At 72.6% G+C, this 24,235-nt stretch carries 23 protein-coding genes; 9 read left to right on the top strand and 14 right to left on the bottom strand.

From position 1 onward, the window contains the following. The coding region (locus E1285_RS28665) for an AfsR/SARP family transcriptional regulator (protein WP_165966799.1) at positions 1-819 on the bottom strand (819 nt) is incomplete at its 3' end. A gap of 139 nt (positions 820-958) precedes the next feature. Here E1285_RS28665 and E1285_RS28660 point away from each other — a divergent pair. Together E1285_RS28660 and E1285_RS28655 are read left to right on the top strand one after the other, a co-directional pair. After that, positions 959-1,516, top strand: a complete 558-nt coding sequence (locus E1285_RS28660) for a dihydrofolate reductase family protein (RefSeq protein WP_132157502.1) — start codon at positions 959-961, stop codon at positions 1,514-1,516. A 3-nt stretch (positions 1,517-1,519) separates the two neighbouring features. Further along, the gene (locus E1285_RS28655; RefSeq protein WP_207946876.1) at positions 1,520-2,932 is read left to right on the top strand and encodes an FAD-binding oxidoreductase; all 1,413 of its coding nucleotides are present in this window, start codon (positions 1,520-1,522) and stop codon (positions 2,930-2,932) included. Here E1285_RS28655 and glgX read toward each other — a convergent pair. Beyond that, positions 2,929-5,037 (bottom strand): glycogen debranching protein GlgX, encoded by a 2,109-nt coding sequence (glgX, locus tag E1285_RS28650; protein WP_132157500.1) that lies wholly within the window; start codon positions 5,035-5,037, stop codon positions 2,929-2,931. The two genes, E1285_RS28655 and glgX, sit on opposite strands and share 4 nt — an antisense overlap. 378 nt (positions 5,038-5,415) lie before the next feature. On the opposite strand from glgX, the gene E1285_RS28645 reads away from it, so the two are divergent. Beyond that, entirely contained in the window at positions 5,416-7,155 is a 1,740-nt protein-coding gene (locus tag E1285_RS28645) for a transposase (RefSeq protein WP_243723111.1), read from the top strand. Here E1285_RS28645 and E1285_RS28640 read toward each other — a convergent pair. Next, positions 7,135-7,725: a GNAT family N-acetyltransferase gene (locus E1285_RS28640; RefSeq protein WP_132157498.1), complete on the bottom strand. Its 591-nt coding sequence runs from the start codon at positions 7,723-7,725 to the stop codon at positions 7,135-7,137. The genes E1285_RS28645 and E1285_RS28640 overlap by 21 nt on opposite strands. A 36-nt stretch (positions 7,726-7,761) precedes the next feature. Beyond that, positions 7,762-8,310, bottom strand: coding sequence for a DUF4262 domain-containing protein (locus E1285_RS28635; RefSeq protein WP_132157496.1), 549 nt, complete (start codon positions 8,308-8,310; stop codon positions 7,762-7,764). A 158-nt stretch (positions 8,311-8,468) separates the two neighbouring features. On the opposite strand from E1285_RS28635, the gene E1285_RS28630 reads away from it, so the two are divergent. Further along, complete coding sequence (locus E1285_RS28630; RefSeq protein WP_132157494.1) at positions 8,469-9,263, top strand: SAM-dependent methyltransferase; 795 nt, start codon at positions 8,469-8,471, stop codon at positions 9,261-9,263. Positions 9,264-9,276: 13 nt separating this feature from the next. On the opposite strand, the gene E1285_RS28625 is transcribed toward E1285_RS28630, so the two are convergent. Then, on the bottom strand, positions 9,277-10,923 hold the full coding sequence (locus tag E1285_RS28625; RefSeq protein ID WP_132157492.1) for an acyl-CoA dehydrogenase family protein: 1,647 nt from the start codon (positions 10,921-10,923) through the stop codon (positions 9,277-9,279). Positions 10,924-11,108: 185 nt separating this feature from the next. Here E1285_RS28625 and E1285_RS28620 point away from each other — a divergent pair, with 185 nt between their 5' ends. Next, positions 11,109-11,813 (top strand): DUF1707 domain-containing protein, encoded by a 705-nt coding sequence (locus E1285_RS28620; RefSeq protein ID WP_165966798.1) that lies wholly within the window; start codon positions 11,109-11,111, stop codon positions 11,811-11,813. Here E1285_RS28620 and E1285_RS28615 read toward each other — a convergent pair whose 3' ends face one another. From E1285_RS28615 to E1285_RS28595, 5 genes are read right to left on the bottom strand one after another with little or no spacing between them, the layout of a single operon-like run. Then, positions 11,814-12,089, bottom strand: a complete 276-nt coding sequence (locus E1285_RS28615; protein WP_132157490.1) for a hypothetical protein — start codon at positions 12,087-12,089, stop codon at positions 11,814-11,816. A gap of 42 nt (positions 12,090-12,131) precedes the next feature. Further along, positions 12,132-12,905 (bottom strand): sirohydrochlorin chelatase, encoded by a 774-nt coding sequence (locus E1285_RS28610; RefSeq protein WP_132157487.1) that lies wholly within the window; start codon positions 12,903-12,905, stop codon positions 12,132-12,134. Beyond that, a complete protein-coding gene (locus tag E1285_RS28605; protein WP_132157485.1) occupies positions 12,887-13,597 on the bottom strand; it encodes a phosphoadenylyl-sulfate reductase in 711 nt (236 codons plus the stop codon). The genes E1285_RS28610 and E1285_RS28605 overlap by 19 nt, the downstream gene beginning before the upstream one ends. Further along, positions 13,594-13,791: a hypothetical protein gene (locus tag E1285_RS28600; protein ID WP_243723110.1), complete on the bottom strand. Its 198-nt coding sequence runs from the start codon at positions 13,789-13,791 to the stop codon at positions 13,594-13,596. The genes E1285_RS28605 and E1285_RS28600 overlap by 4 nt, the downstream gene beginning before the upstream one ends. Continuing rightward, entirely contained in the window at positions 13,788-15,440 is a 1,653-nt protein-coding gene (locus E1285_RS28595; protein ID WP_132157483.1) for a nitrite/sulfite reductase, read from the bottom strand. The genes E1285_RS28600 and E1285_RS28595 overlap by 4 nt, the downstream gene beginning before the upstream one ends. Positions 15,441-16,118: 678 nt before the next feature. Between E1285_RS28595 and E1285_RS28590 the strand changes: the two genes are divergently transcribed. The 3 genes from E1285_RS28590 to E1285_RS28580 all read left to right on the top strand — a co-directional run bounded on the left by E1285_RS28590 (position 16,119) and on the right by E1285_RS28580 (position 19,127). Next, positions 16,119-17,279: a YihY/virulence factor BrkB family protein gene (locus E1285_RS28590; protein ID WP_243723109.1), complete on the top strand. Its 1,161-nt coding sequence runs from the start codon at positions 16,119-16,121 to the stop codon at positions 17,277-17,279. Between the two features lie 39 nt (positions 17,280-17,318). Then, a complete protein-coding gene (locus E1285_RS28585; RefSeq protein ID WP_132157479.1) occupies positions 17,319-18,305 on the top strand; it encodes an aryldialkylphosphatase in 987 nt (328 codons plus the stop codon). A gap of 117 nt (positions 18,306-18,422) precedes the next feature. Next, the gene (locus E1285_RS28580; protein WP_132157477.1) at positions 18,423-19,127 is read left to right on the top strand and encodes a phosphoribosyltransferase family protein; all 705 of its coding nucleotides are present in this window, start codon (positions 18,423-18,425) and stop codon (positions 19,125-19,127) included. 297 nt (positions 19,128-19,424) lie between these two features. Here the strand turns inward: E1285_RS28580 and E1285_RS28575 are convergent, their stop codons facing one another. The 4 genes from E1285_RS28575 to E1285_RS28560 all read right to left on the bottom strand — a co-directional run bounded on the left by E1285_RS28575 (position 19,425) and on the right by E1285_RS28560 (position 23,095). After that, the gene (locus E1285_RS28575) at positions 19,425-19,721 is read right to left on the bottom strand and encodes a WhiB family transcriptional regulator (protein WP_075901375.1); all 297 of its coding nucleotides are present in this window, start codon (positions 19,719-19,721) and stop codon (positions 19,425-19,427) included. Positions 19,722-19,906: 185 nt separating this feature from the next. Further along, positions 19,907-20,815: a sucrase ferredoxin gene (locus E1285_RS28570; RefSeq protein WP_132157475.1), complete on the bottom strand. Its 909-nt coding sequence runs from the start codon at positions 20,813-20,815 to the stop codon at positions 19,907-19,909. A 76-nt stretch (positions 20,816-20,891) separates the two neighbouring features. After that, on the bottom strand, positions 20,892-22,445 hold the full coding sequence (locus tag E1285_RS28565; protein WP_132157473.1) for a glycerol-3-phosphate dehydrogenase/oxidase: 1,554 nt from the start codon (positions 22,443-22,445) through the stop codon (positions 20,892-20,894). Continuing rightward, positions 22,442-23,095: a TetR/AcrR family transcriptional regulator gene (locus E1285_RS28560; protein WP_132157471.1), complete on the bottom strand. Its 654-nt coding sequence runs from the start codon at positions 23,093-23,095 to the stop codon at positions 22,442-22,444. Before E1285_RS28560 ends, E1285_RS28565 begins: the two co-directional genes overlap by 4 nt. Before the next feature lie 73 nt (positions 23,096-23,168). Between E1285_RS28560 and E1285_RS28555 the strand changes: the two genes are divergently transcribed. Continuing rightward, the coding region (locus E1285_RS28555; protein ID WP_132157504.1) for an FAD-binding oxidoreductase at positions 23,169-24,235 on the top strand (1,067 nt) is incomplete at its 3' end.

Below are 24,235 nucleotides of genomic sequence, written 5' to 3'. Positions count from 1 at the left end.
GGCCGGGGCGGCGAGCGCGGGATCCCGGGTGAGGACCGCCCGGTGCAGGGCCGCCAGGTCGGGGCCGGGGTCGAGGCCGAGCTCGTCGGCCAGCAGCACGCGGAACTCCTCGTAGGAGTCGAGCGCGTCGCCCGGCCGTCCGGACCGGTACAGGGCCCGCATGTGCGCCGCGCGCAGCCGCTCCCGCAGCGGGTGCGCGGCCAGGAGTTCCGCAAGCTCGGGGACCAGCCCGATGTCCTCGCCGAGGATCAGCCGCACCTCCGCGTGCTCCTCCTGCGCGGCCAGCCGCTCCTCCGTCAGCCGGACCGCGGCGGTCCTGGCGAACGGCTCGTCGGCGAAGTCGGCGAAGGCCGGTCCGCGCCACAGCGCCAGCGCGTCGGACAGCAGGCCCGCCCTGGCCCGCGGGTCGGCGGTCTCGCGGGCCCGCGCGGTCAGCGCCCGGAACCGGACGGCGTCCACCGTCCCGGCGTCCACCGTCCCGGTATCCACGGTCCCGGTATCCACGGTCCCGGCGTCCACCCCGCCGGCGTCCAGCCGCAGCCGGTAGCCGGGCGGCGGCGACACGACCAGCCGCCTGCCGCCGGGCTCCGCCCGTTCGAGGGCCCGGCGCAGCTGGGTGACCTTGCCCGACAGCGTGCCCGCCGGGTCGCCCGGCAGGTCCTCGCCCCACAGGGCGTCGATGAGGCGGGCGGCCGCAACCGGGCGCCCCTCGTGAGCGAGCAGGACGGCGAGCAGGGCGCGCACCTTCAGGCCGGGCACGGGAACCGGTTCGCCGTCGCCCGTCCACACCGCCACCGGGCCCAGTACCCCGAAGCGCATGCGGGCACGATAACGCGCGCCTCCGTCACGCCGGGGACCGTCGACAAACCGTCGACACCGTCCGCCACCGTTGAGAGGCCCCGGCGCACCTGCGTTCCGGGGCGCCATCCGTACACGGATCGAATGACGGGGAGCCGGCATGGGAAAGATCATCAACTCCACGTTCGTCAGCGTCGACGGGGTCATCAACCACATGGACGTGTGGCACTTCGCCTACACGGACGACGAGGCCCAGGAGATCGCCATGGAGCAGCTCCAGGCGAGCGAGGCCATGCTGATGGGCCGCAACACCTACGACGTGTACGCGTCCGCGTGGTCGGGCCGCGACGGCGCCTACGCCGACAAGATCAACAGCATGCCCAAGTACGTCGCGTCCACCACCCTCGACAAGGCCGGCTGGAACAACACGACGGTGATCAAGGGCGACCTGGCGGCGGAGGCGGCCGAGCTCAAACGCAGGGGCGGCGACGTCCTGATGCACGGCTTCGGTCCCGTGGCGCGGACGCTGATCGGCAACGGCCTGCTGGACGTGCTGCACCTGTGGGTGCACCCGCATTTCGCGGGCGTCGGCGGCCCCGGCGACATGCTGCTCGGCGAGGGCAACAGCGCCCGGCTCGAACTGGCCGGCACGCGGATCCTCAAGTCCGGCGTCGTCCTGCTCTCCTACCAGGTGCCCGCCACCGGCGCGGGGGAGTAGCGCGTGGCCACGAGTCGTACCGATGCGGGCGCCCTGCTGCGGCGTGACTTCGCCGGCCAGGTCCTGGTTCCCGGCGACGGCGGCTACGACGAGTCCCGGCGCGTCTGGAACGGGATGGTCGACCGGAGGCCCGCTCTGATCGCCCGCTGCACCGGCCGGGAGGACGTCGCCGCCGCGATCCGCTTCGGACGCGCGCAGGGCCTGGAGATCGGGGTCCGCTGCGGCGGCCACAGCATCCTCGGCCTCCCGGTCGCCGACGGCTGCCTCATGCTCGACCTGACGCCCATGGACGCCGTGACCGTCGACCCCGAAGGCCGCCGCGCCCGGGTCCAGGGCGGCGCGCTCCTCGGGGCCCTGGACCGGGCGACCCAGCCCTACGGCCTCGCCACCACGGCGGGGAACGTGTCCCACACCGGTGTCGGCGGGCTGACGCTCGGCGGCGGGATGGGGTGGCTGGCAAGGGATTACGGCCTTTCCTGCGACAACGTCACGTCCTTCGAGCTGGTGACGGCCGAGGGCGCCGTCCTGCATGTGGACGCGACCGAGCACGCGGACCTGTTCTGGGGCCTGCGCGGCGGGGGCGGCAACTTCGGCGTGGTCACCGAGTTCGAGTTCCGGCTGCATCAGGTCGGTACCCGGGCCCTCCTCGTGGACCTGTACTACCCGCCCGCGGACGCGGCGGCCGCGCTGAGCGGGTGGCGCGATCTGATCGGCGAGGCGCCGCGCCGCGCGACCCTCACCGCGTGGGTCGGCTCCGCGGGCGACTGGCCGCACCTGCCGCCCGAACTCCGCGGGCGGCCGCTGGCCAGCACCGGGTTCGTCTGGGTGGGGGATCCGGACGAGGGACGCCGCCTGCTGCCGGCGCTGCGCGGTCTGGGGTCGCCGGTCGCCGAACGCGTCGAGGAGCTGTCCTACCTCGACCTGCAGACGATGGACGACAGCGCCGAAGGCCACCTGCATCGCAGGTACTGGAAGGGCCATTACTTCAGGGAGTTCCCCGACGACGCCGTCCGCGCCTTCCTGGCCCGCGGCGCCGACGACGCGGAGGCGCCCTGTCTGCCTGCGGCCAGCCTGCAGGCGTACGGCGGCGCGATCGCGGAGGTGGGAGACGACGAGACGGCCTTCAGCCATCGCGGCACGCTCGTCGAGTTCGTCGCGGCGGCACGCTGGTCCGATCCCGCCGAGGACGCGGAACGCATGGCCGCCGCACGCCGGTACGCGGCGTCGCTGGAGCCCTTCGCCGCCGGGCTCTACGTCAACACCCTGACCGACGAGGGCCGGCAGGGCGTGCGGCGCGCGTACCCCGAGGCGAAGCTCGCCCGGCTGACGGCGCTCAAGGACCGGTACGACCCCGGCAACGTCTTCCACCTCAACCAGAACATCCCGCCGACGCCGCGGGGCCGGGTGAGCCGCTAGGGGAGTCTGCGCAGGACGGTGAGGGCGCGGTCGGGGACCGTCACGGTGTCGCGGGCCTTGACCCGGGGACGTTCCCCGGCCGTGCCGGGGTCGGCGGTGTCGAGGGCGAACTCCCACCGCTCGCCGTACTCGCCGCCGGGCAGGGTGAACTCGACGGGGTCGGAGCCCGCGTTGATCAGGAGCAGGAAGGAGTCGTCGCGGACGCGGCGTCCCCTCGGGTCGGGCTCGGTGATGGCGTCGCCGTTGAGGAAGACGCCGAGGGACTTGGCGAAGCCGACGTTCCAGTCCTGGTCGGTCATGCTCTCCCCGGCCGGGGTCAGCCACGCGATGTCGGCCGCGGCGCCGGTGCCCGTCCCGGTGAAGAAGCGGCGGCGGCGGAACACCGGATGGTCGCGCCGCAGCCGCGACAGGATCCGGACGAACTCCATGTCGTCGGAGCCCTCCCAGTGCACCCAGGCGAGCTCGTTGTCCTGGCAGTAGGCGTTGTTGTTGCCCTTCTGGGTGCGGCCCAGCTCGTCCCCATGGGAGAGCATCGGGACGCCCTGGGAGAGGAACAGGGTCGCCAGGAAATTACGGCGCTGGCGGGCGCGCAGCTCCAGGATCGCGGGGTCGCCGGCCGGGCCTTCGACGCCGCAGTTCCAGGACCGGTTGTCGTCGGTGCCGTCCCTGTTGTCCTCGCCGTTGGCGTCGTTGTGCTTGTGGTCGTAGGACACCAGGTCCGTGAGCGTGAACCCGTCGTGGCACGTGACGAAGTTGATGGACGCGAACGGGCGGCGCGCACTGTGCTCGTACAGGTCGGACGAGCCGGTCAGGCGGGACGCGAACTCCGGCATCGTCGCGTAGGAGCCGCGCCAGAAGTCCCGGACGGTGTCGCGGTACTTGCCGTTCCACTCCGTCCACAGCGGCGGGAAGTTGCCGACCTGGTAGCCGCCCTCGCCGACGTCCCACGGCTCGGCGATCAGCTTCACCTGCGAGACGACCGGGTCCTGCTGGACGAGGTCGAAGAACGCGGCGAGCCGGTCGACGTCGTGGAGCTCGCGGGCCAGCGCGGAGGCGAGGTCGAAGCGGAACCCGTCGACGTGCATCTCCAGGATCCAGTAGCGCAGCGAGTCCATGATGAGCTGCAGCGCGTGCGGGTTCCGGACGTTCAGCGAGTTGCCGCAGCCGGTGTAGTCGAGGTGGTAGCGCTTGTCGTCGTCGCGGAGCCGGTAGTAGGAGGCGTTGTCGATGCCGCGGAACGACAGCGTCGGCCCGAGGTGGTCCCCTTCGGCGGTGTGGTTGTAGACGACGTCCAGGATGACCTCGATGCCCGCCTCGTGCAGCGCGCGGACCATCGCCTTGAACTCCAGCACCTGCTCCCCGGACTGCCCGGACGAACTGTAGGAGTTGTGCGGCGCGAAGAACCCGATCGTGTTGTAGCCCCAGTAGTTGTCGAGCCCCCGCGCCACCAGCGCGTGCTCGGGGATCGACTGGTGCACCGGCATCAGCTCCACGGCCGTCACGCCGAGGTCGAGCAGATGGTCGACCATCACCGGGTGCGCGAGGCCCGCGTAGGTGCCGCGCTGCTCCTCCGGGATGCCCGGATGCAGCTTCGTCAGGCCCTTCACGTGCGCCTCGTAGATGACGCTCTCGTGGTACGGGACGCGCGGCGGCCGGTCGTCCGCCCAGTCGAAGAACGGGTTGATCACCACGTTCTTGGGCATGTGGGGGGCGCTGTCGTCCTGGTTCAGCGCGTCGGGGTCGTCGAACCGGTACGAGAACAGCGACTCGTGCCAGCTGATCAGCTTGTCCCGCGTGACACCCTCGACGGCCTTGCCGTACGGGTCGAGCAGCAGCTTGGACGGGTTGCAGCGGTGCCCCTCGCGCGGGTCGAACGGCCCGTGCACCCGGTAGCCGTACCGCTGCCCGGGGCCGATTCCCGGCAGGTAGCCGTGCCAGACGAACCCGTCCACCTCGGGCAGCTCCCGGCGCGTCTCGCGTCCGCCGGCGTCGAACAGGCACAGCTCGACCCGCCGGGCCACCTCCGAGAACAGCGCGAAGTTCGTGCCCGTGCCGTCCCAGGTGGCACCCAGCGGATAGGGATCCCCGGGCCAAACCTCCCGCATGTTCCAACTCCTCGGCCGGTCCGTCCTGGGTCGATTGTGGCCTACCCACCGTCCGCCAGCCCCCACCCACCACCATCCAACGGACGAGCGTCGCTCGGCGCCTGTCCGCCAGCCCCCACCAACAGGCTAAGGCTGGTCACCAGAGTGTCACGGGGATGCTCCGTGGCGTTGTGAACTGCTGGCGGATGAGTGTTCATGACGGTCGATAGCCATTGATGAGTGATGTGAAGCGTGGCCGTGGAGCCGGTGGAACGGGTGTTTCGCAGGGCTTCGTTCGCTGTGCACCGGTGCCCGGAGGGCGCGTGGTGGGGTGCCTACGCGATGGGCGCACGCGCAAGTCGATTGCATGTTCGACTGCGGTGACTTAAAGTATCCGTCATGTCTCAGTCCGCCACTGGTGGGGTGGGTGCCGTCCCCGCGGCGGCCATCCACCCCGGCGTGGACGATGCCGTCTGCGAGATCGGGCACCCCACAGCGCGAGACGGGCGGCCGCTGCGGCCGATCGGTGCGCCGTTCGTGGCCGTCGGCTCGTCCGGGGTGGCGATCCGTACCCGCCTCAAGGGCCTCACGCTCCAGGACGAGAACGTGCTGGGTGAGGTGGGCGCGCATCTGGGATCGCTGGCCGGTCGCGATTTGAAGGCTCGGTGCCGGGCGGGGACGGCGCATGACGCCGACGTGTGGGCGCTCCGTAAGCGGGAGTTGACGGGCGGGTCGTCGGCGCGGTGGGCCGGGAGCATCACCAGGGCCACCCACGACCAGTGGGCCCTGGCCCGCCGCGGTCAGCTCGCGCACCAGCGCAGCCTGGAGGCCGGGATCGCGGCCATCGAGCGGCGGCTGTCGATCCCGGTCGGGCAGAAGGGCACCCGGCGGGCGGCGGGCGGGTACCGCTCCAGGCGGGAGTGGTTCGCCAAGTCCCGCCGCCTGCACGCCCTCAAGGACCGCTTGGACGCGGTGCGGGCGGATTGGGAGGCCGGCCGGGTGCGTATGGTGCGCGGCGGCAAGCGGCTGTTGAACAACCGGCATCATCTGAAGGCGGCGGGGTTGACCGAGGAGCGGTGGCGGGCGCGGTGGGAGGCCGGGCGGTGGTTCTGCCAGGCCGATGGGGAGTCGGGGAAGCGGTACGGCAACGAGACCATCCGCGTCACCCCCGACGGCGAAGTATCGATCAGACTGCCGGCACCTTTGGCGCACCTGGCCAACGCCCCCCACGGCCGCTACGTCCTGACGGCCTGCCGGGTCGCGTTCGCGCACCGGGGCACCGAGTGGGCCGACCGCATCACCGTGGACCGGGCGGTGGCCTACCGCATCCACCACGACCCCGACCGGGGCCGCTGGTACCTGACCGCGTCCTGGAAACGCCCCACCATCCCCACGATCGAGCTCGAGGCGACCCGCGCCCGCGGCATCATCGGCCTCGACACCAACGCCGACCATTTCGCTGCCTACCGCCTCGATTCCTGCGGCAACCCGGTCGGCGACCCCCAGCGGTTCGGCTACGACCTGTCCGGCACCGCCACCCACCGGGACGCGCAGGTCCGGCACGCCATCACGGCCCTGCTGCACTGGGCACGGCGATGCGGCGTCACGGCCATCGCCATCGAAGACCTGGACTTCGCGCAGGACAAGACCCGGGAGAAGCACGGCCGCCGCACACGGTTCCGGCAGCTGATCTCCGGGCTCCCCACCGGCAAGCTCAGGACGCGGCTGGTCTCGATGGCCGCCGAGCAGGGCTTGAGCGTCGTCGCGGTCGATCCGGCCTACACCTCCCGCTGGGGCGACCAGCACTGGCGCAAGCCCCTGGCCACCACCAAACGTGAGGTGACCCGCCATGACGCCGCCGCGGTGGCGATCGGCAGACGCGCCCTCGGACACCCGATCCGGCGACGGACGACTCCGCCCCGCACCCACCAGAGCGATGGGTACGGGCATCGGACCGTCCAGGCCGAACTGAGCGTCCAGGGGCGTGAGGGAACCCGCCCACTGGTCACGGAACGTGCACATGATGCACGCCCCCGGACCGGGACACAGCGAACGCGGGCGACCAGCGCATCCAACACCGTTCGGGATACGCGCAGTACCGGGAGCCGACAGCAAATGTCACTCCTGGACACTGGTTAGGAACGGTAGGCGCCACACGTCCTCGCCGTCCGCCGTGGACTCGCCGGTGTGGTGCAGGCCGAGGTTGGCGGCGACGGCCGCCGACGCGCGGTTGTCCGGGTGGACGGTGGCGACGATGTCGTCGACGCCGTGGGCGAGGAGCCAGTCCAGCAGGGCGCGGGCGGCCTCGGTGGCGAACCCGAAGCCCTGGTAGGCCATTCCGATGACCCAGGCGGCCGAGGCGATGCGGCGCGGCGGGCCCGGCGTCACGGTCGAGCCCGTGGACGCGGGCGTCACCGCGAAGCCCGGCGGCGCGGGCGTGACGGTCGCCCGCACATACCCGACGGCCTGCCCGTCCCGGACGCGGCGGACGATCCAGTTCAGCCACCACTCCTGGTGGAACGGCGCCGCGCCGGCGGCGAGGTGCGCGTAGCGGGCGCGCAGCTCGCCCAGGGTGAGGGGCTCACCGCCGACGTAGCGGTGCAGGCGCCGGTCGTCCAGGACGGGGGCCATCTCGTCGGCGTGATGGGCCGCCAGCGGTTCCAGGACGAGGCGCTGGGTCCGGATGGTCTCGGCGAGCGGCCCGTACACCCCGCCGATCGTAGGCCAGCGGGCCGGGCGGGCCGGTCAGAGCCGCCCCGTCCAGACTCCGGCCGAGTGCTGCTTCGGGTCGAGCCACAGCCACGGCTGGGCGTGGCGGAACGGCAGCTCGGTACCGGGCTGCCAGGGGAACAGGCCCTCCGGGTTGGGCCAGACGACCTGGAGCATCGGCAGCGGCGGCCGCCGGTAGAAGGCCACGGCTCCGCCGAACAGCGCGTCGTACCAGCGCCTGTCGACCTCCCGGAACGCGGCCGCCTGGCCCCGGACGACGCCGTCGCGGCGCTCGCCGTCGGCCGGGGGGCGGCCCTCGGCGGTCTGCCGGCCGAGCGTGTTGAGGATCTCTTCCGTCTCGTAGACGTCACCGCCGAACATCGCCAGCTCGGGCGCGCGGTGGCTGTGCCACAGGCCGACCGTGTACGCCCAGCCGGGCCCGGCGCCGTCGGGATGAACGAGGACGACGCTCCACCCGTACTGCGTGATGTGCACGATGGTCCGGAGCTGGAAGTTGTCCAGCCGGTCCCGGTCACCGTAGTCACGGCAGATCACGCAGGTGCACGGGGGGCGATCGCCGGACATGACCTTCAGTTTACGATCTGTGGACCCTCGGTATCGCGCCGGGCGGCCGGTCCAGGTCACAGAACGTGCGCGGTTGCGCCGGCGGGCCCCCGCGGGGGACGTCAGCGAGTACGTTGGCTGACCCGGGAGATCGCTCCCCAGCGAGGAAGGGACTTCTCATGGTCGACCGCGACGCAGTCGAGCCCGCCGCCGTCAACGCCGAGGTCCCGCACGCGGCGCGGATCTGGAACTACTGGATGGGCGGCAAGGACAACTACGAGTCCGACCGCGCCGCCGGCGACGCGGTCGCCGAGGTGTATCCGCAGATCGTCACCATGGCTCGGCAGTCGCGGCAGTTCCTCATCCGGGTGGTGCGCTTCCTGGCGGCCGAGCGCGGGATCCGCCAGTTCATCGACATCGGGACCGGGCTTCCGACGATGCAGAACACCCATGAGGTCGCGCAGGGCGTCGCGCCGGAGTCACGGATCGTCTACGTCGACAACGACCCGCTGGTGCTGGCGCACGCCCGCGCGCTGCTCGGCAGCACCACCGACGAGGGCGCGACCACGTACGTGCACGCCGACTACCACGACCCCGGCCGGATCATCGAGGAGGCAGGGAACCTGGTGGACCTGCGCGAGCCGGTGGCGGTCATGTTCATGGGCGTCCTCGGCTACGAGCCCGACCTGGCCGTCGTGCGCGCCATCGTCGGGCGGGTGATGGACGCGACGGCGCCCGGCAGCCACCTGGTGCTGTGGGACGGCACCGACACCGGCGCGGAGGTCGCCGACGGGGCGGAGAAACTCGTCGAGAGCGGGGGCGTCCCCTACATCCTGCGCACCCCGGAGCAGCTCGGCAGGTGCTTCGAAGGCCTCGAACTGACCGACCCCGGTATGGTGCCGATCACCGAGTGGCGCCCCGACCGCACCGCGCCCGGGGTCGACGCCTATGGCGCCGTGGGCCGCAAGCCCTGACCGGGAACCGTGGTCACGTCCCGCCGGCCTGCGCGGCGCCGGGCTTCGGCGTCGCCCGCTCGATGATCGGGGCGAGGTCCACGCCGGGGGGCAGTGTGCCGAAGGCGCTGCCCCAGTCACCGGCGAGACGCGTCGCGCAGAAGGCGTCCGCGACGGCCGGGTGACCGTGGCGGACCAGCAGCGACCCCTGCAGCGCCAGCGCCAGCCGCTCGACGACGCGCCGGGCGCGCAGCTCGATCGTCGCGAGGTCCCCGAGGGACGTCTTGACCTCGCGGACGGCCGCGTCCAGCCGCGCGTCGGCGCCGGACGCCCGCTCGATCTCGGCGAACAGCACCTCGACCGTCTGCGGCTCCTTCGCCATGGCCCGCAGGACGTCCAGCGCCGCCACGTTGCCGGAGCCCTCCCAGATCGAGTTCAGCGGCGACTCCCGGAACAGGCGGGGCATGCCCGACTCCTCCACGTAGCCGTTGCCGCCCAGGCATTCCAGGGCCTCGGCGGCGTGCGCGGGCCACCGCTTGGTGATCCAGTACTTGCTGATCGCGAGGCCGAGCCGCTTGAACGCCGACTCCGCCTCGTCCCCGCGCGCCGAGCGGTCCGTCGCGCCCGCCAGGCGCAGCATCGTGATCGTGGCCGCCTCGGACTCGACCGCCAGGTCCGCGAGCACGTTGCGCATCAGCGGCTGGTCGATGAGGTACGCGCCGAACGCCTTGCGGTGCGCCGCGTGGTGGACGGCGGTCGTGACGCCCTGCCGCATCCCCGCCGCCGCGCCGATCACGCAGTCCAGCCGGGTCATGTTGACCATCTCGATGATGGTGCGCACCCCGCGGCCCTCGTCCCCGACCCGCCAGGCGACCGCGTCGTGGTACTCGACCTCCGAGGAGGCGTTGGACCTGTTGCCCAGCTTGTCCTTCAGCCGCATCAGCCGCAGCGGGTTCAGCTCACCGTCCGGCAGGACGCGGGGGACCAGGAAGCAGGTGAGGCCGCCCGGGGCCTGGGCCAGCGTCAGGAAGACGTCGCACATGGGGGCGCTGGTGAACCACTTGTGGCCGGTGAGCCGGTACGTCCCGTCCGGCTGGGGAGCGGCCTGGGTGGTGTTGGCCCGCACGTCCGAGCCGCCCTGCTTCTCGGTCATGGACATGCCGGCCAGCAGCGCGTTCTTCGTCAGCGGCGCGCGCAGCCCGTGGTCGTACTCCCGCACGGCGAGCAGCGGCTCGTACTGCGCCGCCAGGCCGGGGGACTGGCGCAGTGCCGGGACGGCGGCGTACGTCATCGAGATCGGGCAGCCGTGGCCCGCGTCGACCCGCCAGGCGTAGAACTTGGCGGCCCGCGCGACATGGGCGCCGGGACGCGAGTCGGCCCACGCCGAGCCGTGCAGCCCGTGCGTCACCGCGACGTTCATCAGCTCGTGCCATGCGGGATGGAACTCGACCTCGTCGATCCGGTTCCCGTGCCGGTCGTGGGTGCGCAGGACCGGCGGATGCTCGTTCGCGAGCCGCCCCCACTCCTGCGCCCGCTCCGTGCCCGCGAGCCGGCCGAGTTCGCGCACCTCGGCCTCGGCCCACCCGGCGCCCTCCCGCTCCAGCCCGTCCAGCAGGACCGCCTCGTCGGCCACGTCGTGCCCGGCGAGCGGGGGGACCTGATTGAACACCTCGTGCGTCAACGTGCCGCTCCCACGTGGTTGCTTTCCCAAAGTTCACGCCGCTGCCACGCAGGATACAGAACCCCGTTCGGGCAACCGTTGATCCTGTCGTCAAGGTGCCCGGACGTCCATCCTCCTCAGGTGGTGGGGCGATCTCGTCCGCGCGGCGGATTGTCCCGCGGCCCCGGGGGCATACCTTCGAAATCATGAGTCAGTCCAGTCCGCAGCCGGAGCGGCCTTCCTCCTGCCGCCCGCGGGACCGGCGGCAGGAACTGCACCCCGACCGGCCCCTCAGCGACCCTCTCGAACCGGGTCCGGACGCGATACGCGCGTCGGACGCCGAGCGGGAGGCCGTCGTCGAGCGGCTGCGGATCGCCTCCGTCGAGGGACGGCTCACCCTCGAGGAACTGACCGAGCGCAGCGAGGCCGCCTACGTGGCCGTCACCCGCGGCGAGCTGGAGGGCATCACCGACGACCTGCCCGGCATGGGCGCCCCCGGCGCCAACCCCGCGCCACGCCAGGACCAGCGCAGGTTCAGCGCCGTCATGAGCGACTGCAAGGAACGCATCGTCGGCCGCATCGACCAGCCCCTGGAGGCCCTTTCGGTGATGGGCGACGTCGAGCTCGACCTGCGCGGCGCCCAGGTCCCCACCGGCGAGATCAACATCTCCGCCACCGCCGTGATGGGCGACGTCAAGATCATCGTCCCGGACGGCGTCAGCGTCCGGCTCTCCGGCCACGCCTTCCTCGGCGACCGCAAGGTCAGCGTCCGCGAACCCCGCCCCGGCGCCCCCGTGCCCGTCGTCCACGTCACCGCCCACGCCATCATGGGCGACGTCAAGATCGTCGACGACGAGCACCACGCCCCCCTCCGCCGCGCCTTCGCCTCCTGGTGGAAGCAGAAGAAGTAGCTAGCGGCGGCGGGAGTCGTCGTGGCGTTCGGCCTCCTCGACGCCCTCCTCGTCGGGCGGCAGCGTGTCGGGGTGCTCGATCTCCACGCCGGGCGTTCCGGTGCCGCTGGTGCCGTGGCCGTCAGCGACGGGGCGCCGAGCGGAGCTCGTCGATTGATCGGTGGCGGGTGGGGGCTGGCGGACGGTCCGGCCGCGGGCGTCGGAGTCCTCGTTGACCGGGGCGAACTCGCGGTCGTGCGTCTGCTCTGGCTCGTGTCCGGGATCGTCACGCTTCATGGCAGCCCGCATACCCTCCTGCCCGGCCGCCGAACGCCCCGGTCAGACCGCGGTGGCGGCACGGGAGGCGACCAGCGCCTCCTCGTAGCGCCGGACGATCAGGTCGGCGACCTCCGGGGCCGCGCCGAGGACGGGCGAGACCGCGGCGGCCCCGGCGCCCAGCGCGGCCGTCCGGACCTTGTCGGCGAAGTAGCCCGGCGCCAGGAAGTAGGACGCCACCGCCACGCGCGGCGCCCCGGCGTCCAGCAGGGCCGCCACCGCCTCGGCCGGGCCCGGGCTCGTGGCCGACGCGTAGGCCGGGACGACGTCCCGCCAGCCGCGCGGCCGCCACTCGCGGGCGAGCCGCGCGATGGTGGCGTTGGCGGACGCGTGGCTGGAGCCCGCCGAGACCAGCACGACGGCCGTGTCCGGGTCGCCGGGTTCGACGCCGGCGTCGGACAGGCGGCGCTCCAGGGCGTCCATCAGGAGCCGGTGCGGGCCCAGCGTCTCGGCCGTGCGCAGGCGCAGCCGGGGGTGCAGGCCGCGCACCCGGTTCAGGACGCCCGGGATGTCGGTCTTGCTGTGGTACGCGGCCGTGAGCAGCAGCGGCAGCACGACGGTGTCCTCCGCACCGTCCCGCGCGATGCCTTCCAGGACGCGGTCGGGCGCGGGCGGGCCGTGGTCCAGGAACGAGCCGTGGACGGGCACGTCCGGACGGCGCTCCCGGACGGCGTCCAGCAGCTCGGTGACGGTCGCGGCGGCGCGAGGGTCGCGGCTGCCGTGCGCCACCGCGACCATCGGCGCCGCCACCGGCCGGCTCACAGGTGGATACCGCATTCGGTCTTGCCCAGCCCGGCCCAGCGGCCGCTGCGGGGGTCCTCGCCGGGCGAGACCGGGCGGGTGCACGGCGCGCAGCCGATCGAGGGGTAGCCGTCGTAGTGCAGCGGGTTGACGAGCACCCCGTTGTCCTCGATGTAGTTGTCCATGTCCTCCTGGGACCAGTCCAGGATCGGGTTCACCTTGACCATGCCGCGCTTGCGGTCCCACTCGACGACGCGGCGGTCGCGGCGGCTCGCGGTCTCGTCCCGGCGGATGCCGCTGAACCAGGCCATGTAGCCCTCCAGCGCGCGGCCGAGCGGCTCCACCTTGCGCAGGTGGCAGCACAGGTCGGGGTTCCGGCCGAACAGCCGGGGGCCGAGCGCGGCCTCCTGCTCCTCGACCGTGCGGGACGGGGTGGCGTTGACGACGTTCACCGGGTAGACGGCCTCGACCGCGTCCCGGGTGCCGATCGTCTCGGCGAAGTGGTAGCCGGTGTCGACGAACAGGACGTCGATGCCGGGCTTGACCTTCGACACCAGGTGGATCAGCGCGGCGTCCGACATGGACGAGGTCAGGCAGATGCGGTCGCCGAACGTGGCGGAGGCCCAGCGGATGATCTCCAGCGTGGACGCGTCCTCCAGCGCGACGGCGGCCGACTCGACGACGTCTTCGAGGTCAAGGGCAGGTCTGTCGGTCTCCAGAAGGGTCACCGAGGGATCTCCTTGTTCACGGTGCTGGGAGCGCCTACACCGAGGAATTTCAACGTGAAGGAACGGACGCAGTCGGGGCAGAACCACGAACCGTGCTCCTCGCGCGGTTCGAGGTGCTCTTCGCCGCAGTACGGGCAGTAGAACGGAGCCATCCGCTCGCCGCCCGGGGACGCCCCAGGGGTCGCTGCGCTCACTTGAGGTCCGCTTCGTCGGCGCGCTGCGCCCACTCGGCGAACGTCTCGCCCTCGTTGCGCTGCTTGTCGTAGTTGCGGACGACCCGCTCGATGTAGTCGGTCAGCCCGGCCGAGGTGGTCTTCAGCCCGCGGACCTTCTTGCCGAAGGAGGCGCCGAGCTGGCCGCCCAGGTGGATCTGGAACCCCTCGACCTGGTCGCCGTTCTCGTCCACGACCAGCTGGCCCTTCAGGCCGATGTCGCCGACCTGGATGCGGGCGCAGGCGTTCGGGCAGCCGTTGACGTTGATGGTGAGCGGCTGGTCGAAGTCGGGGAGCCGCTTCTCCAGCTCGTCGATCAGGTCCATGGAGCGCTGCTTGGTGTCGGTGATCGCGAGCTTGCAGTACTCGATGCCGGTGCACGCCATCGTCTGCCGCCGGAACGTGGACGGGCGGACCTGGAGGTCGTGCTTGGCCAGCTCGTCGGCGAGCGCCTCGGTGTGCTCCTCCGGGACGTCCAGGATCACCATCTTCTGCTCGATGGTCGTCCGCACCCGGCCGGAGCCGTACCGGTCGGCAAGGTCGCCGATGACGCCGAGCATCTCACCGCTCACGCGGCCCACGCGCGGGGCGAACCCGACGTAGAAGTTGCCGTCCTGCTGCGGGCGGATCCCGACGTGGTCGCGCTGGGTGCGCGGCGCGGGGGGCTCGGGGCCGTCCGGCAGCGCGTACCCCAGGTACTCCTGCTCCAGCACCTCGCGGAACTTCTCCGCGCCCCAGTCCTTCATCAGGAACTTCAGCCGGGCGCGGCTGCGCAGCCGCCGGTAGCCGTAGTCACGGAAGATCGAGGTGACGCCGTGCCAGACCTCGGTGGCCTGGTCCGGCTTGACGAACACGCCGAGGCTCTGCGCGAACATCGGGTTGGTGGACAGCCCGCCGCCGACGTACAGCTGGTAGCCGGTCTCGCCCTCCTCGTTCACGACGCCCACGAACGCGATGTCGTTGATCTCGTGGACGGTGCAGTGCGAGGTGCAGCCCGACAGCGCCGTCTTGTACTTGCGCGGCAGGTTGGAGAACTCCGGGGAGCCGATGTAGCGGTCGTGGATGTCGCGCAGGTGCGGCGTCGCGTCGATGACCTCGTCGGCGGCGATCCCGGCGAGCGGGCAGCCGATGATGGTGCGCGGGACGTCCCCGCACGCCTCCATCGTGTGCAGCCCGACCGCTTCGAGCGCCTCCCAGATCGCCGGGACGTCCTCGATCCGCACCCAGTGCAGCTGGACGTTCTGCCGGTCGGTGATGTCGGCGGTGCTGCGGGCGTAGCGGGTCGAGATGTCGGCGATCGTGCGGAGCTGCGGGCCGCTCAGCTGGCCGCCGTCGATCCGCACCCGCATCATGAAGTAGCGGTCCTCGAGCTCCTCGTCCTCCAGCGCGCCGGTCTTGCCGCCGTCGATTCCGGGCTTGCGCTGGGTGTACAGGCCCATCCAGCGGAACCGGCCGCGCAGGTCGGCGGGGTCGATCGAGTCGAATCCGGTCTTGGAGTAGATGTCGATGATGCGGCGGCGGACGTTCAGGCCGTCGTCGTTCTTCTTGTTCTCTTCGTTCTTGTTGAGCGGTTCGCGGTAACCCAGGGCCCACTGGCCCTCGGCCTTCTTGCGCTTGATCGCGGGTGGCACGGCGCGCGTCCTCGTCTGTGGTCGTGGAGGACGCGTAGCGCACCGGCAGTCTGAGGCAGCCGGCTCGACGCTGAGCAGGGTGAAGTCAAAGATGACGCCGATACGCCACGCGCCCGGCTGAGCAGGGGCGTGTTCTGGGCGTCACCGACAGATCGCGCTGCGGACGCGCAGGAAGTCTACGTGCCGGCGCTTGGCCAGCAACGGGTCCGCGGCAGTCATACCTGAACTCTGACACGTGGTCTCGCGCACTGTCCAGTTACGTCCGGCGCGCGGACGGGTGAGATACGTCATCATCCCTGGCGCCTCCAGTTCACCGGAGGTTCTGCCGGCGGGGCCTCATCGCCGTCGCCCCTTCGCCGCCCGTCCTCGGTCGACGCCGGGACGGGCTGGTGCTGGCAGTCGCACCAGGATCCGCCGCGGCACTCCCCGTGGCGGCGTTCTCGGCAGGACTGGCAGATCATGTCATCCATTGTCGCCTATCGAGGTCGATGCCCGGTTCACCCCCCGGAACGACGGAAACGATCATGATCCGATCGACGTTCCGCGTCGTCCAAGCGGGTATGAGCCCCATTGGATGGAGGCGGGTGGGGGCTGGAGGACGGTGCGACGCGCGGAGTGGTTCACCGAAATGGGTCAGGCGACATGTTCCGGGTTCACAACGCCCTACGCTGGGTCGGTGTGACCACCGTCTCCGGCGCCGAAGGCGTCCCCACGGCCGGGGACCCCGATCAGGACGAGGGCCCCGGGGCGTCGGTCCCGGGCGCCGCCCGGAGCGGCTCCGATTCGAGTGGAGCCGACTCGAGCGGCGCTGACTCGAGCAAGGCCGATCCGAGTTCGACCAGCGCCGACGCGGGCGGTTCGGTTCCGGGCCGCCGCGAACGCCTGCGCGCCCGTGCCCGCACGGCCGCCGTCGCGTCCCCGGGGATCGCCTGGACGCTGACCAAGGGCACCGCCTCCGGCGCCTTCCGCTACCGGGTGACCGGCCTGGCCGCCGAGGCCGCGTTCTTCGCGCTGCTGTCGCTGCCGCCGCTGGTCATCGGGCTGATCGGCACGATGGGCCACCTGAGCGGCATGCTCGGCCCCGGCACCGTCGACGAGATCCGCACCCGGGTGATCGAGCAGTCCGGCACCGTGCTGACGGCCCCGACGATCGACACGGTCGTCGTCCCGCTGATCGACGGCGTGATCGCGGGCGGCAGCCCCGACATCATCTCGCTCAGCTTCCTGCTCTCCCTGTGGGCGGGGTCGCGGGCGACGAACGTCTACATCGACACGATCAGCATCGCCTACGGGCTCTCGGGCATCCGCGGCATGATCCGCACCCGGCTGCGCGCGTTCTTCCTGTACCTGATCGGCATGCTGGTCCTGCTGGTCGTCATCCCGCTGCTGGTGGCGGGGCCCACGCTGGTGCGGCGGGCGCTGCCGGAGAGCGCCGAGTTCGTCCAGGCCCTCTACTGGCCGGTCGTGGTGACCCTGTCGATCGTGTTCCTCGCGACCCTGTACCACCTGAGCGTCCCCGTGCGGTCGTCCTGGTGGCGCGACCTGCCCGGCGCCGTCCTGGCGCTGCTCATCTGGATCGTGGGCAGTTTCGGCCTGCGGCTCTTCCTGGCCGGGTCTCTCAGCGGCGTGTCGCTGTACGGGCCGCTGTCCGCCGCGATCGCGGTCCTCGCCTGGCTGTACGTGGCGGCGCTCGCGGTGCTGATCGGCGCCGCGCTGAACGCCGAGATCGACCGGCTGTGGCCCGGCGCCGACACCGCCCGTGCGCGGGCCGTCCGCGCGGCGCAGGCCGGGAAGGCCGGGGAGGACGGCGGCGCGGAGAGTAAAAACAACGCCGATTAAGGTCCTGATAAGGCAAAACATGTCGTAACCTCGCGTGACATGACCCCCCGTGTGGAGACCGGCCGGCTGCGGACCGTGACCGGCATGATCGCGACGTCCGACATCACCGGGCCGGTGCTCTCCCACGAGCACCTGCAGATGGATCTGCGCTGGCCGGCCCGCCCGAAGCTGGTCGGGTCCGATCCGGGCCGCTGGCTGGACGAGGAGAAGGCCGTCCAGCGGGAGCTGACCGCGCTGCGCCAGCAGCACGGCCTCGGCCTGGTCGTCGACCTCACCTGCTCCGGCATGGGACGCAACGCCGCCGCGCTCGCCCGGATCAGCGCGGGCGCCCGCGTGGCCGTGGTCGCCGGGACGGGCGTGTTCACCGAGCCGTTCCATCCCGCGTTCGTCCGGGAGACCCTCGCCTCGGAGCCGGGGCCGGACGGCCCGTCGGGTGTCGAGCGGCTCGCCGAGCGGCTGCTCGCCGAGGTCGGCTTCGGCATGGACGGCACCAACTCGCTGCCGGGCGTCATCGGCGAGATCGGCACCTGGGGCGAGGCGCCCACCGAGACCGAGGAGCTGTGCCTGCGCGCCGCCGCGCGGGCCGCGCGGTACTCCGGGCTGTCGGTGGCGACCTACGGCCGCGCGGGCCTGGCCCAGCTGGAGATCCTCTCCGGCGCCGGGCTGTCCCCGGAGCGCGTCGCGGTCGGCCAGCAGGACCGGGTGGACGACCCCGGCCAGCACCGCAAGATCGCCGAGACGGGCGGCTACGTCTCGTTCGGCACGCTGGGCCTCGCGGGCGACGACCGCGCGGCCGTCGGTGCCCGCGTCCGCTGCGTCATGGACCTGCTGGAGGCCGGGCACGCCTCCCGGGTGCTGCTGAGCACCGGCATCTCCCGGATGGCCCAGGTCGCCCGGTACGGCGGCGCCGGCTTCGGGTACCTCTTCGACACGTTCTTGCCCGCCCTGCGGGCCGCGGGCGCCGACGACGCGACCCTGGAGGGGGTCCTGCGGGACAACCCGCTCCGCTGGCTGACCGGCTCCTGACCGCGTCCACCCGTGGCAGGGCGCCCTGCGTGGGGGCGGCACGCCGCATCTCAGCGCCGGCCGGGCCGGTGCGCGGTTCGGGAGTGGGTAGGGGTGACCCCGGAAGGGGGTGCGCCGATGTCCTGGAACAGATCCGCACGTGACGACCTCCAGCAGACTGGAACCGTCCGGCTCCCCTACACCGACCGTGCCGAGGCGGGCCGGGTGCTCGCCGAGCGGCTCGCGCCGATGGGCCTGGAGGGCGCGGCCGTGCTCGCGCTGCCGAGAGGCGGCGTCCCCGTCGGGTACGAGATCGCGCGGCGGCTGAGGTCCCGGCTGGACGTCCTGGTGACCCGCAAGATCGGATACCCGCCGCAGCCCGAGCTGGGCGTGGGGGCGATCGCCGAGGGCGGCTCCCCGGTGTTCGACGCCGACCTGCTGCGCCGCCTGGGACTGCGCGAGGACGACCTGGAGGCCACCGTCGCGGCCGAGCGCGCCGAGCTGGGCCGCCGCGTCGAGGTCTACCGGCGCGGGCGGCCGCTGCCGGAGCCGGCGGGACGGCCGGTGATCGTCGTGGACGACGGGCTCGCCACCGGCGGGACCGCGCGGGCGGCCGTGCGCGCGCTGCGCGAGCGCGGGCCGTCCCGGCTGGTCCTCGCGGTCCCGGTGGGCGCGGCCGAGACCGTCCACGGCCTGGAGGCCGAGGTGGACGACATGGTGGTGCCTGCCGCGCCGTGGGAGTTCCGCGCGGTCGGCCAGTGGTACCGCGACTTCGAGCAGCTCACCGACGACGACGTGATCGCCTGGCTGGACCGGGCGGCGCGGAGCCGGGAGACGGGCTGACCCCGGGCCCCGCCGGGGGTGCCCGGCGGGGGCCGCGGGGCAAGAAAGGTGCGGCGACTTTCCGAAAATGGCCGCGCCAGGAGGGCGGTTGCGGTAAAAGCGCGGTTCCGTGGAAAGGCGGGGGCGATCTGAGTCACATGTGACGCACATGTGATGAAGCGCCCGGCTCCGGTCCGCGGGGACCGCGTCGCGGACCGGTTCCGGGCAACGCAAACGGCCCCGCGGGGCGGGGCCGTGTCGTTTTCGGTGGCGTGCCGGGGTTCGCGATGGGAGCGTTCTGACGGCCTGCGTGCTCGGCTAGGCGGCGTTGGCGCGACGCATCCGGCGGCGGCGCTCGGACGCGCGCTCGTCTTCGTTCAGACCGCCCCACGTGCCGTACTTCTCGGGCCTGGACACGGCGTAGTCCAGGCAATCCGTGCGGACGGGGCAGCCCATGCAGATCTGCTTCGCCTTGCGTTCACGGATCTCCCGCTCGGGCTGACGCTCGCCGTCGGGGCCGAAGAAGAGGACGAGGTCTTCCCCCCGGCACGCCGCGGCGTCCTGCCAGCCCCAGCTGGGACGAGGGAGGTTTGCCTGCCGACGTACCTGAGCCATGGAACACCCACCTTGATTGGTTACGAACAATTTCAGGACATGGACGCTCGACATGCTTCAGGCGACATGAAGTCAGAAGCGCCGAATGGTCCAACGTCCGGAGTCGCCGCTCTGTTCCCCGTCCGGTTAAGCCGGAAACCTGGGGACGTGCGACAGGGAGACCCTCGAATGGGGCCTTGGAGAGATTACACGAGGGCTGCCTCGTTGAGAAGGGTGAGTTCCCTAACAACGTAGGTTTTCGTGTTCTCCCCGCAGTCCGGCCCGCACGGGGTGGACTGCTGGACGGTCTCCACGACGACCCGGTAACGGCTCTCCTGTACAGCAACGACCGATTCGTACCGGGATGTTCCCCCGGTCAGTGATACGACGGTCACATCGCCCAGTCCCAGCCTGCCGGTGTGCGTGCGGGCGAAGTGCTCGGCGGCCTGCGCCGCCTCGGGCGTCCCCGCGCGTCCCCGCAGCCTGTCCAGGACGACCTCGCCCCGCAGGTAGGCGTCGACCGCGGCCACGGCCTGGGCCTCGCCCAGTTCCCCGTAGTAGATCCCGTGTGGAAGACATACCAAATTCGCCGCAAATCGGTCACCGCCGACATGGGTGGTTTCCCATACGAGGCGATCGAAACGCGCGGTGAGGGCGCGGGCCAGCGGCGCCCCGGTGCGGGCGCAGCAGGCGTTGCGGCGCCCGTGCGTGCAGACCAGCAGGACCGGCTCGGCCACCGGCTCCCCGAGGCCCGGCGAACGGCCGGCGGCGAGGGCGTCCAGGTCGAGCGACTCCAGCTCGGCGGGGGCGGCCAGTTCGCGTCCCTCGATCCAGACCTCGTCCCCGTACGAGAACGCGGCGTAGACCTGGACGGGCGGGTTGCCGCGGCGGCGTCCCGGCCGGCGGATCAGCTGGGGCCGGACGCCCGCCCGCTGCGCGGCGCGGACCGCCTCGGCGATCGGGGCGGGCCTCGCGAGGTCCTCGATGCGCTCGGGCCACGGGCCCGGATGCTCGACGAGCAGCCAGGCGCGCGCCTTCGCGGTCGCGCTCGCCAGGCACGGCCGCTCGCCCGTGTGGCTGCCGGGACAGTGCCCGCAGCCGTTGCCGCGCGTCAAAGGAGACCCCCCGTCGATCTTCAATCGATTAGGTAAGGGTAACCTAACAGTGCGACCTGAAACCAGGCGGGCGGGATCAGCCCACTGCGGCCCGTGGGAGCAGAGCCTCCGCGGCCGGCAGCGCCGCCTCCCGATCGGGCGCGACGAGCCCGATGCGGGTGCGGCGGTCCAGCAGGTCGCCCGCGTCGAGCGCCCCCTCGTGCCGCACCGCCCAGGCCAGCTCCGCGCCGAGCACGGGCAGCCCCGGGACGACCGGTTCGAGCAGGGCCGGATCGTCCTTGGCGAGCGCCGCCAGCAGCGGCGCCTCCACTCCGTACCGCCGGACGAGGCGCGACGGCGCGTCCAGCACGTCCAGCCGGTCCCGGGAGCCCGCGCCGACGAGCGGCAGCCGGGCGGTCCGGCTCGGCCCGGCGTCGAGGCCGCGAACGCGGATCGCCGCGTCGACGGCGTCCTGCGCCATCCGCCGGTACGTGGTGAGCTTGCCGCCGACGATCGTGACGACACCGTCCCGCGAGGGCAGGACGGCGTGCCGCCGGGAGATGTCGGCGGTGTCGCGGCCGTGGCCGAGGTCCAGCAGGGGTCGCAGCCCGGCGAACGCGCCGAGGACGTCCGCGCGCCGCACGGGCACGTCCAGCGCCGAGCCGAGGATGTCGAGCAGGAACCCGATCTCGCTCGCCGTCGGCTCGGGCACGTCCGGGATCGGCCCGTCCGAGGGCTCGTCGGTGAGGCCCACGTAGAAGCGGCCGTCGTCCTGCGGCAGCACCAGCATGAACCGGCTCACCGCGCCCGGGATCGGGATCTGCATCCCGGCGGACAGCCCGCGCAGCGTCTCCGCGCCCACCACGATGTGGGTGCCGCGCGACGGGCGCAGCCGCACCCCTTCCACCAGGCCGCCCGCCCAGACGCCGGCCGCGTTCACCACCGACCGCGCCCGGACGCTGATCTCCCGGCCGGTCAGCTCGTCCCGGACGAGCGCGCCGTCGCCGGTCAGCGTGACCGCCCGGCAGCGGGTGAGGATGCGGGCGCCGTGCCCGGCGGCGGTCCGGGCGAGCGCCGTGACCAGCCGCGCGTCGTCGGCGAGCTGGCCGTCCCACGACAGCAGGCCGCCGCGCAGCCCGTGGGCCCGCAGCGGGGGCGAGAGCCGCAGCGTCTCGACCGCCGAGAGGCGGCGCGGGCCCGGCAGCACCGAGCGCGGGGTGCGCGCGGTGAGCCGCAGGACGTCTCCCGCGCCCAGCGCGGCGCCGACGGCCAGCGCGCGGGAGCCCGACACGATCGGGGTCAGCGGCATCACGAACGGCAGTGCGCGGACGAGGTGCGGGGCGGTGTGCCGCATCAGCGCGCCGCGCTCGACCGCGCTCTCGTGCGCCACGCCGAACTGCCCGGACCCGAGGTAGCGGAGCCCGCCGTGAATCAGCTTGGAGCTCCACCGGGACGTGCCGAACGCCAGGTCGTGGGCGTCGATCGCGGCGACCGAAAGGCCCCGGGACGCGGCGTCCAGCGCGGCGCCCGCCCCGGTCGCGCCGAGGCCGACGACCAGGACGTCCACCACCTCGTCCGGCAGGGCGGCGAGCTCGCGCTCCCGGCGCGCCGCGTTGAGCGAGGTGCCTGCTTGCGGTTCTGGAGTGTTCACGGCGCGAGCATCCTTTCCAGGATGTGGCGGAGTTCGCCGTCGAAGGCGTCGGAGTCGAGGTCGGAGTCGGTCTCGTCGAGCATCGTCGGCGCGGACAGCACGTAGGACTGGACGACCAGCAGCACCGACCGCGCCTGCCGGACCGGATGGTCGCGGCGGATCGTGCCGTCGGCGTGCCCGGCCCTCAGCCCCTCCTCGAACAGCTCCAGGAACACCAGCTGGCTCGCGCCGAGGCGGTCCAGGACGTAGGGGAGCAGGAGCTCCGGATCCACCTCGATGATCTTGCGGAGCAGCGGGTGGTCGCGGAACGCCCGGACACCGGCGACGACGCCGTCCACGAACCGGGGCCGGACGGGGCGGCCGTCCTCGGGCGGTTGCAGGGAGTCGCCGAGCACGACCCACTCGCGGGTCATCAGGTCGGCGACGATCGTTCGGACGTCCGGCCAGCGGCGGTACAGCGTCATCCGGGACACGCCGGCGCGGCGGGCGATGTCGGTCAGCGTCGTCCGGCGCACGCCGACGGCCAGCACGCAGTCGCGGGCCGCGTCGAGCACGGCGTCGTCGGCGGTCCGCCCGCCCGTGCCGTTGCGGTCGGTGCCGTTGCGGTCCGGCGCGGCGCCCGCCGACTTGTTGTGACGATTCGACGTCATGTGTCACAGTGTAAGCACAAGACCGAGGTCGGCGGCAGGCCGATGACGGGAGGTGCCGGTGGAGACGCGGGACATGCTGTGGAGCGGCTGGGGCGACCCGGACCGGGCCGAGCCGCTGCCGGAGCCGGTGGTCGCGCTGCTGCGCGACATGCTGGGCGTCCGGCCCGCCGAGCGGCCGGCGGCCGCCCTGGCCGACATCGAGGTCCCCGCGTGCCGGCTCGCCTCCGACGACCTGACGGCGCTGTCGAAGATCGTGGGCGACGCGAACGTCCGCGCCGACACCGAGACGCGCGTCCGGCACACCCGCGGCAAGTCGACGCCCGACCTGCTGCGCATCCGCGCCGGGGAGACCTCCGACGCACCGGACGCGGTCGTCCTGCCCGCCACCCATGACGAGGTCCTCGCGGTGCTGCGGTTCTGCGCGGGACGCCGGATCGCGGTCGTCCCGTTCGGCGGCGGCACCTCCGTCGTCGGCGGGCTCGCCCCCGCGGGCGCGGACTCCAGGGCCGCCGGCACCTTCGTCGCCCTCGACCTGCGCCGCATGGACGCCCTGGTCTCCGTCGACGAGGTCGCCCGGACCGCCGTCCTGCAGCCCGGCCTGCGCGCCCCGGCCGCCGAGGCGCTGCTGGCGGAGCGCGGCTACACGCTCGGGCACTTCCCGCAGTCGTACGAGTGGGCGACGATCGGCGGGTTCGCGGCCGCGCGGTCCAGCGGGCAGGCGTCCGCCGGATACGGGCGCTTCGACGACATGGTGGTGGGGCTGACCGTCGCCACCCCGGAGGGCCCGCTCGATCTCGGCCGGGCGCCGAAGTCCGCCGCCGGGCCCGACCTGCGGCAGCTCGTCCTCGGCTCGGAGGGCGCCTTCGGCGTGATCACCTCCGTGACCGTGCGGATCCACCCGGTCCCGGAGGCCAGGGAGTACGAGGGGTGGCGGTTCGCGTCGTTCGGCGAGGGAGCCGCCGCGCTGCGCCGGCTCGTCCAGGACGGCCCGCTGCCCGCGGTGCTGCGGCTGTCCGACGAGACCGAGACCATGATCGGCCTCACCGACCCGACCGCCATAGGAAACGCGAGCGGAGCTCGTCCATTGGATGGTGGCGGGCGGGGGCTGGAGGACGGTGGAGCTCGTCCATTGGATGGTGG

It is taken from the genome of Actinomadura sp. 7K507 (assembly GCF_004348425.1).
In the GTDB taxonomy this organism is placed as follows: domain Bacteria; phylum Actinomycetota; class Actinomycetes; order Streptosporangiales; family Streptosporangiaceae; genus Spirillospora.
This window is presented reverse-complemented; position numbering and strand designations above follow the sequence as displayed.

Coding starts and splice junctions, on each gene's coding strand:
- E1285_RS28660 (WP_132157502.1), top strand. CDS start 959: ATGGGAAAGATCATCAACTCCACGTTCGTCAGCGTCGACGGGGTCATC.
- glgX (WP_132157500.1), bottom strand. CDS start 5,037: ATGCGGGAGGTTTGGCCCGGGGATCCCTATCCGCTGGGTGCCACCTGG.
- E1285_RS28645 (WP_243723111.1), top strand. CDS start 5,416: ATGTCTCAGTCCGCCACTGGTGGGGTGGGTGCCGTCCCCGCGGCGGCC.
- E1285_RS28635 (WP_132157496.1), bottom strand. CDS start 8,310: ATGTCCGGCGATCGCCCCCCGTGCACCTGCGTGATCTGCCGTGACTAC.
- E1285_RS28630 (WP_132157494.1), top strand. CDS start 8,469: ATGGTCGACCGCGACGCAGTCGAGCCCGCCGCCGTCAACGCCGAGGTC.
- E1285_RS28620 (WP_165966798.1), top strand. CDS start 11,109: ATGAGTCAGTCCAGTCCGCAGCCGGAGCGGCCTTCCTCCTGCCGCCCG.
- E1285_RS28615 (WP_132157490.1), bottom strand. CDS start 12,089: ATGAAGCGTGACGATCCCGGACACGAGCCAGAGCAGACGCACGACCGC.
- E1285_RS28610 (WP_132157487.1), bottom strand. CDS start 12,905: ATGCGGTATCCACCTGTGAGCCGGCCGGTGGCGGCGCCGATGGTCGCG.
- E1285_RS28585 (WP_132157479.1), top strand. CDS start 17,319: ATGACCCCCCGTGTGGAGACCGGCCGGCTGCGGACCGTGACCGGCATG.
- E1285_RS28580 (WP_132157477.1), top strand. CDS start 18,423: ATGTCCTGGAACAGATCCGCACGTGACGACCTCCAGCAGACTGGAACC.
- E1285_RS28575 (WP_075901375.1), bottom strand. CDS start 19,721: ATGGCTCAGGTACGTCGGCAGGCAAACCTCCCTCGTCCCAGCTGGGGC.
- E1285_RS28560 (WP_132157471.1), bottom strand. CDS start 23,095: ATGACGTCGAATCGTCACAACAAGTCGGCGGGCGCCGCGCCGGACCGC.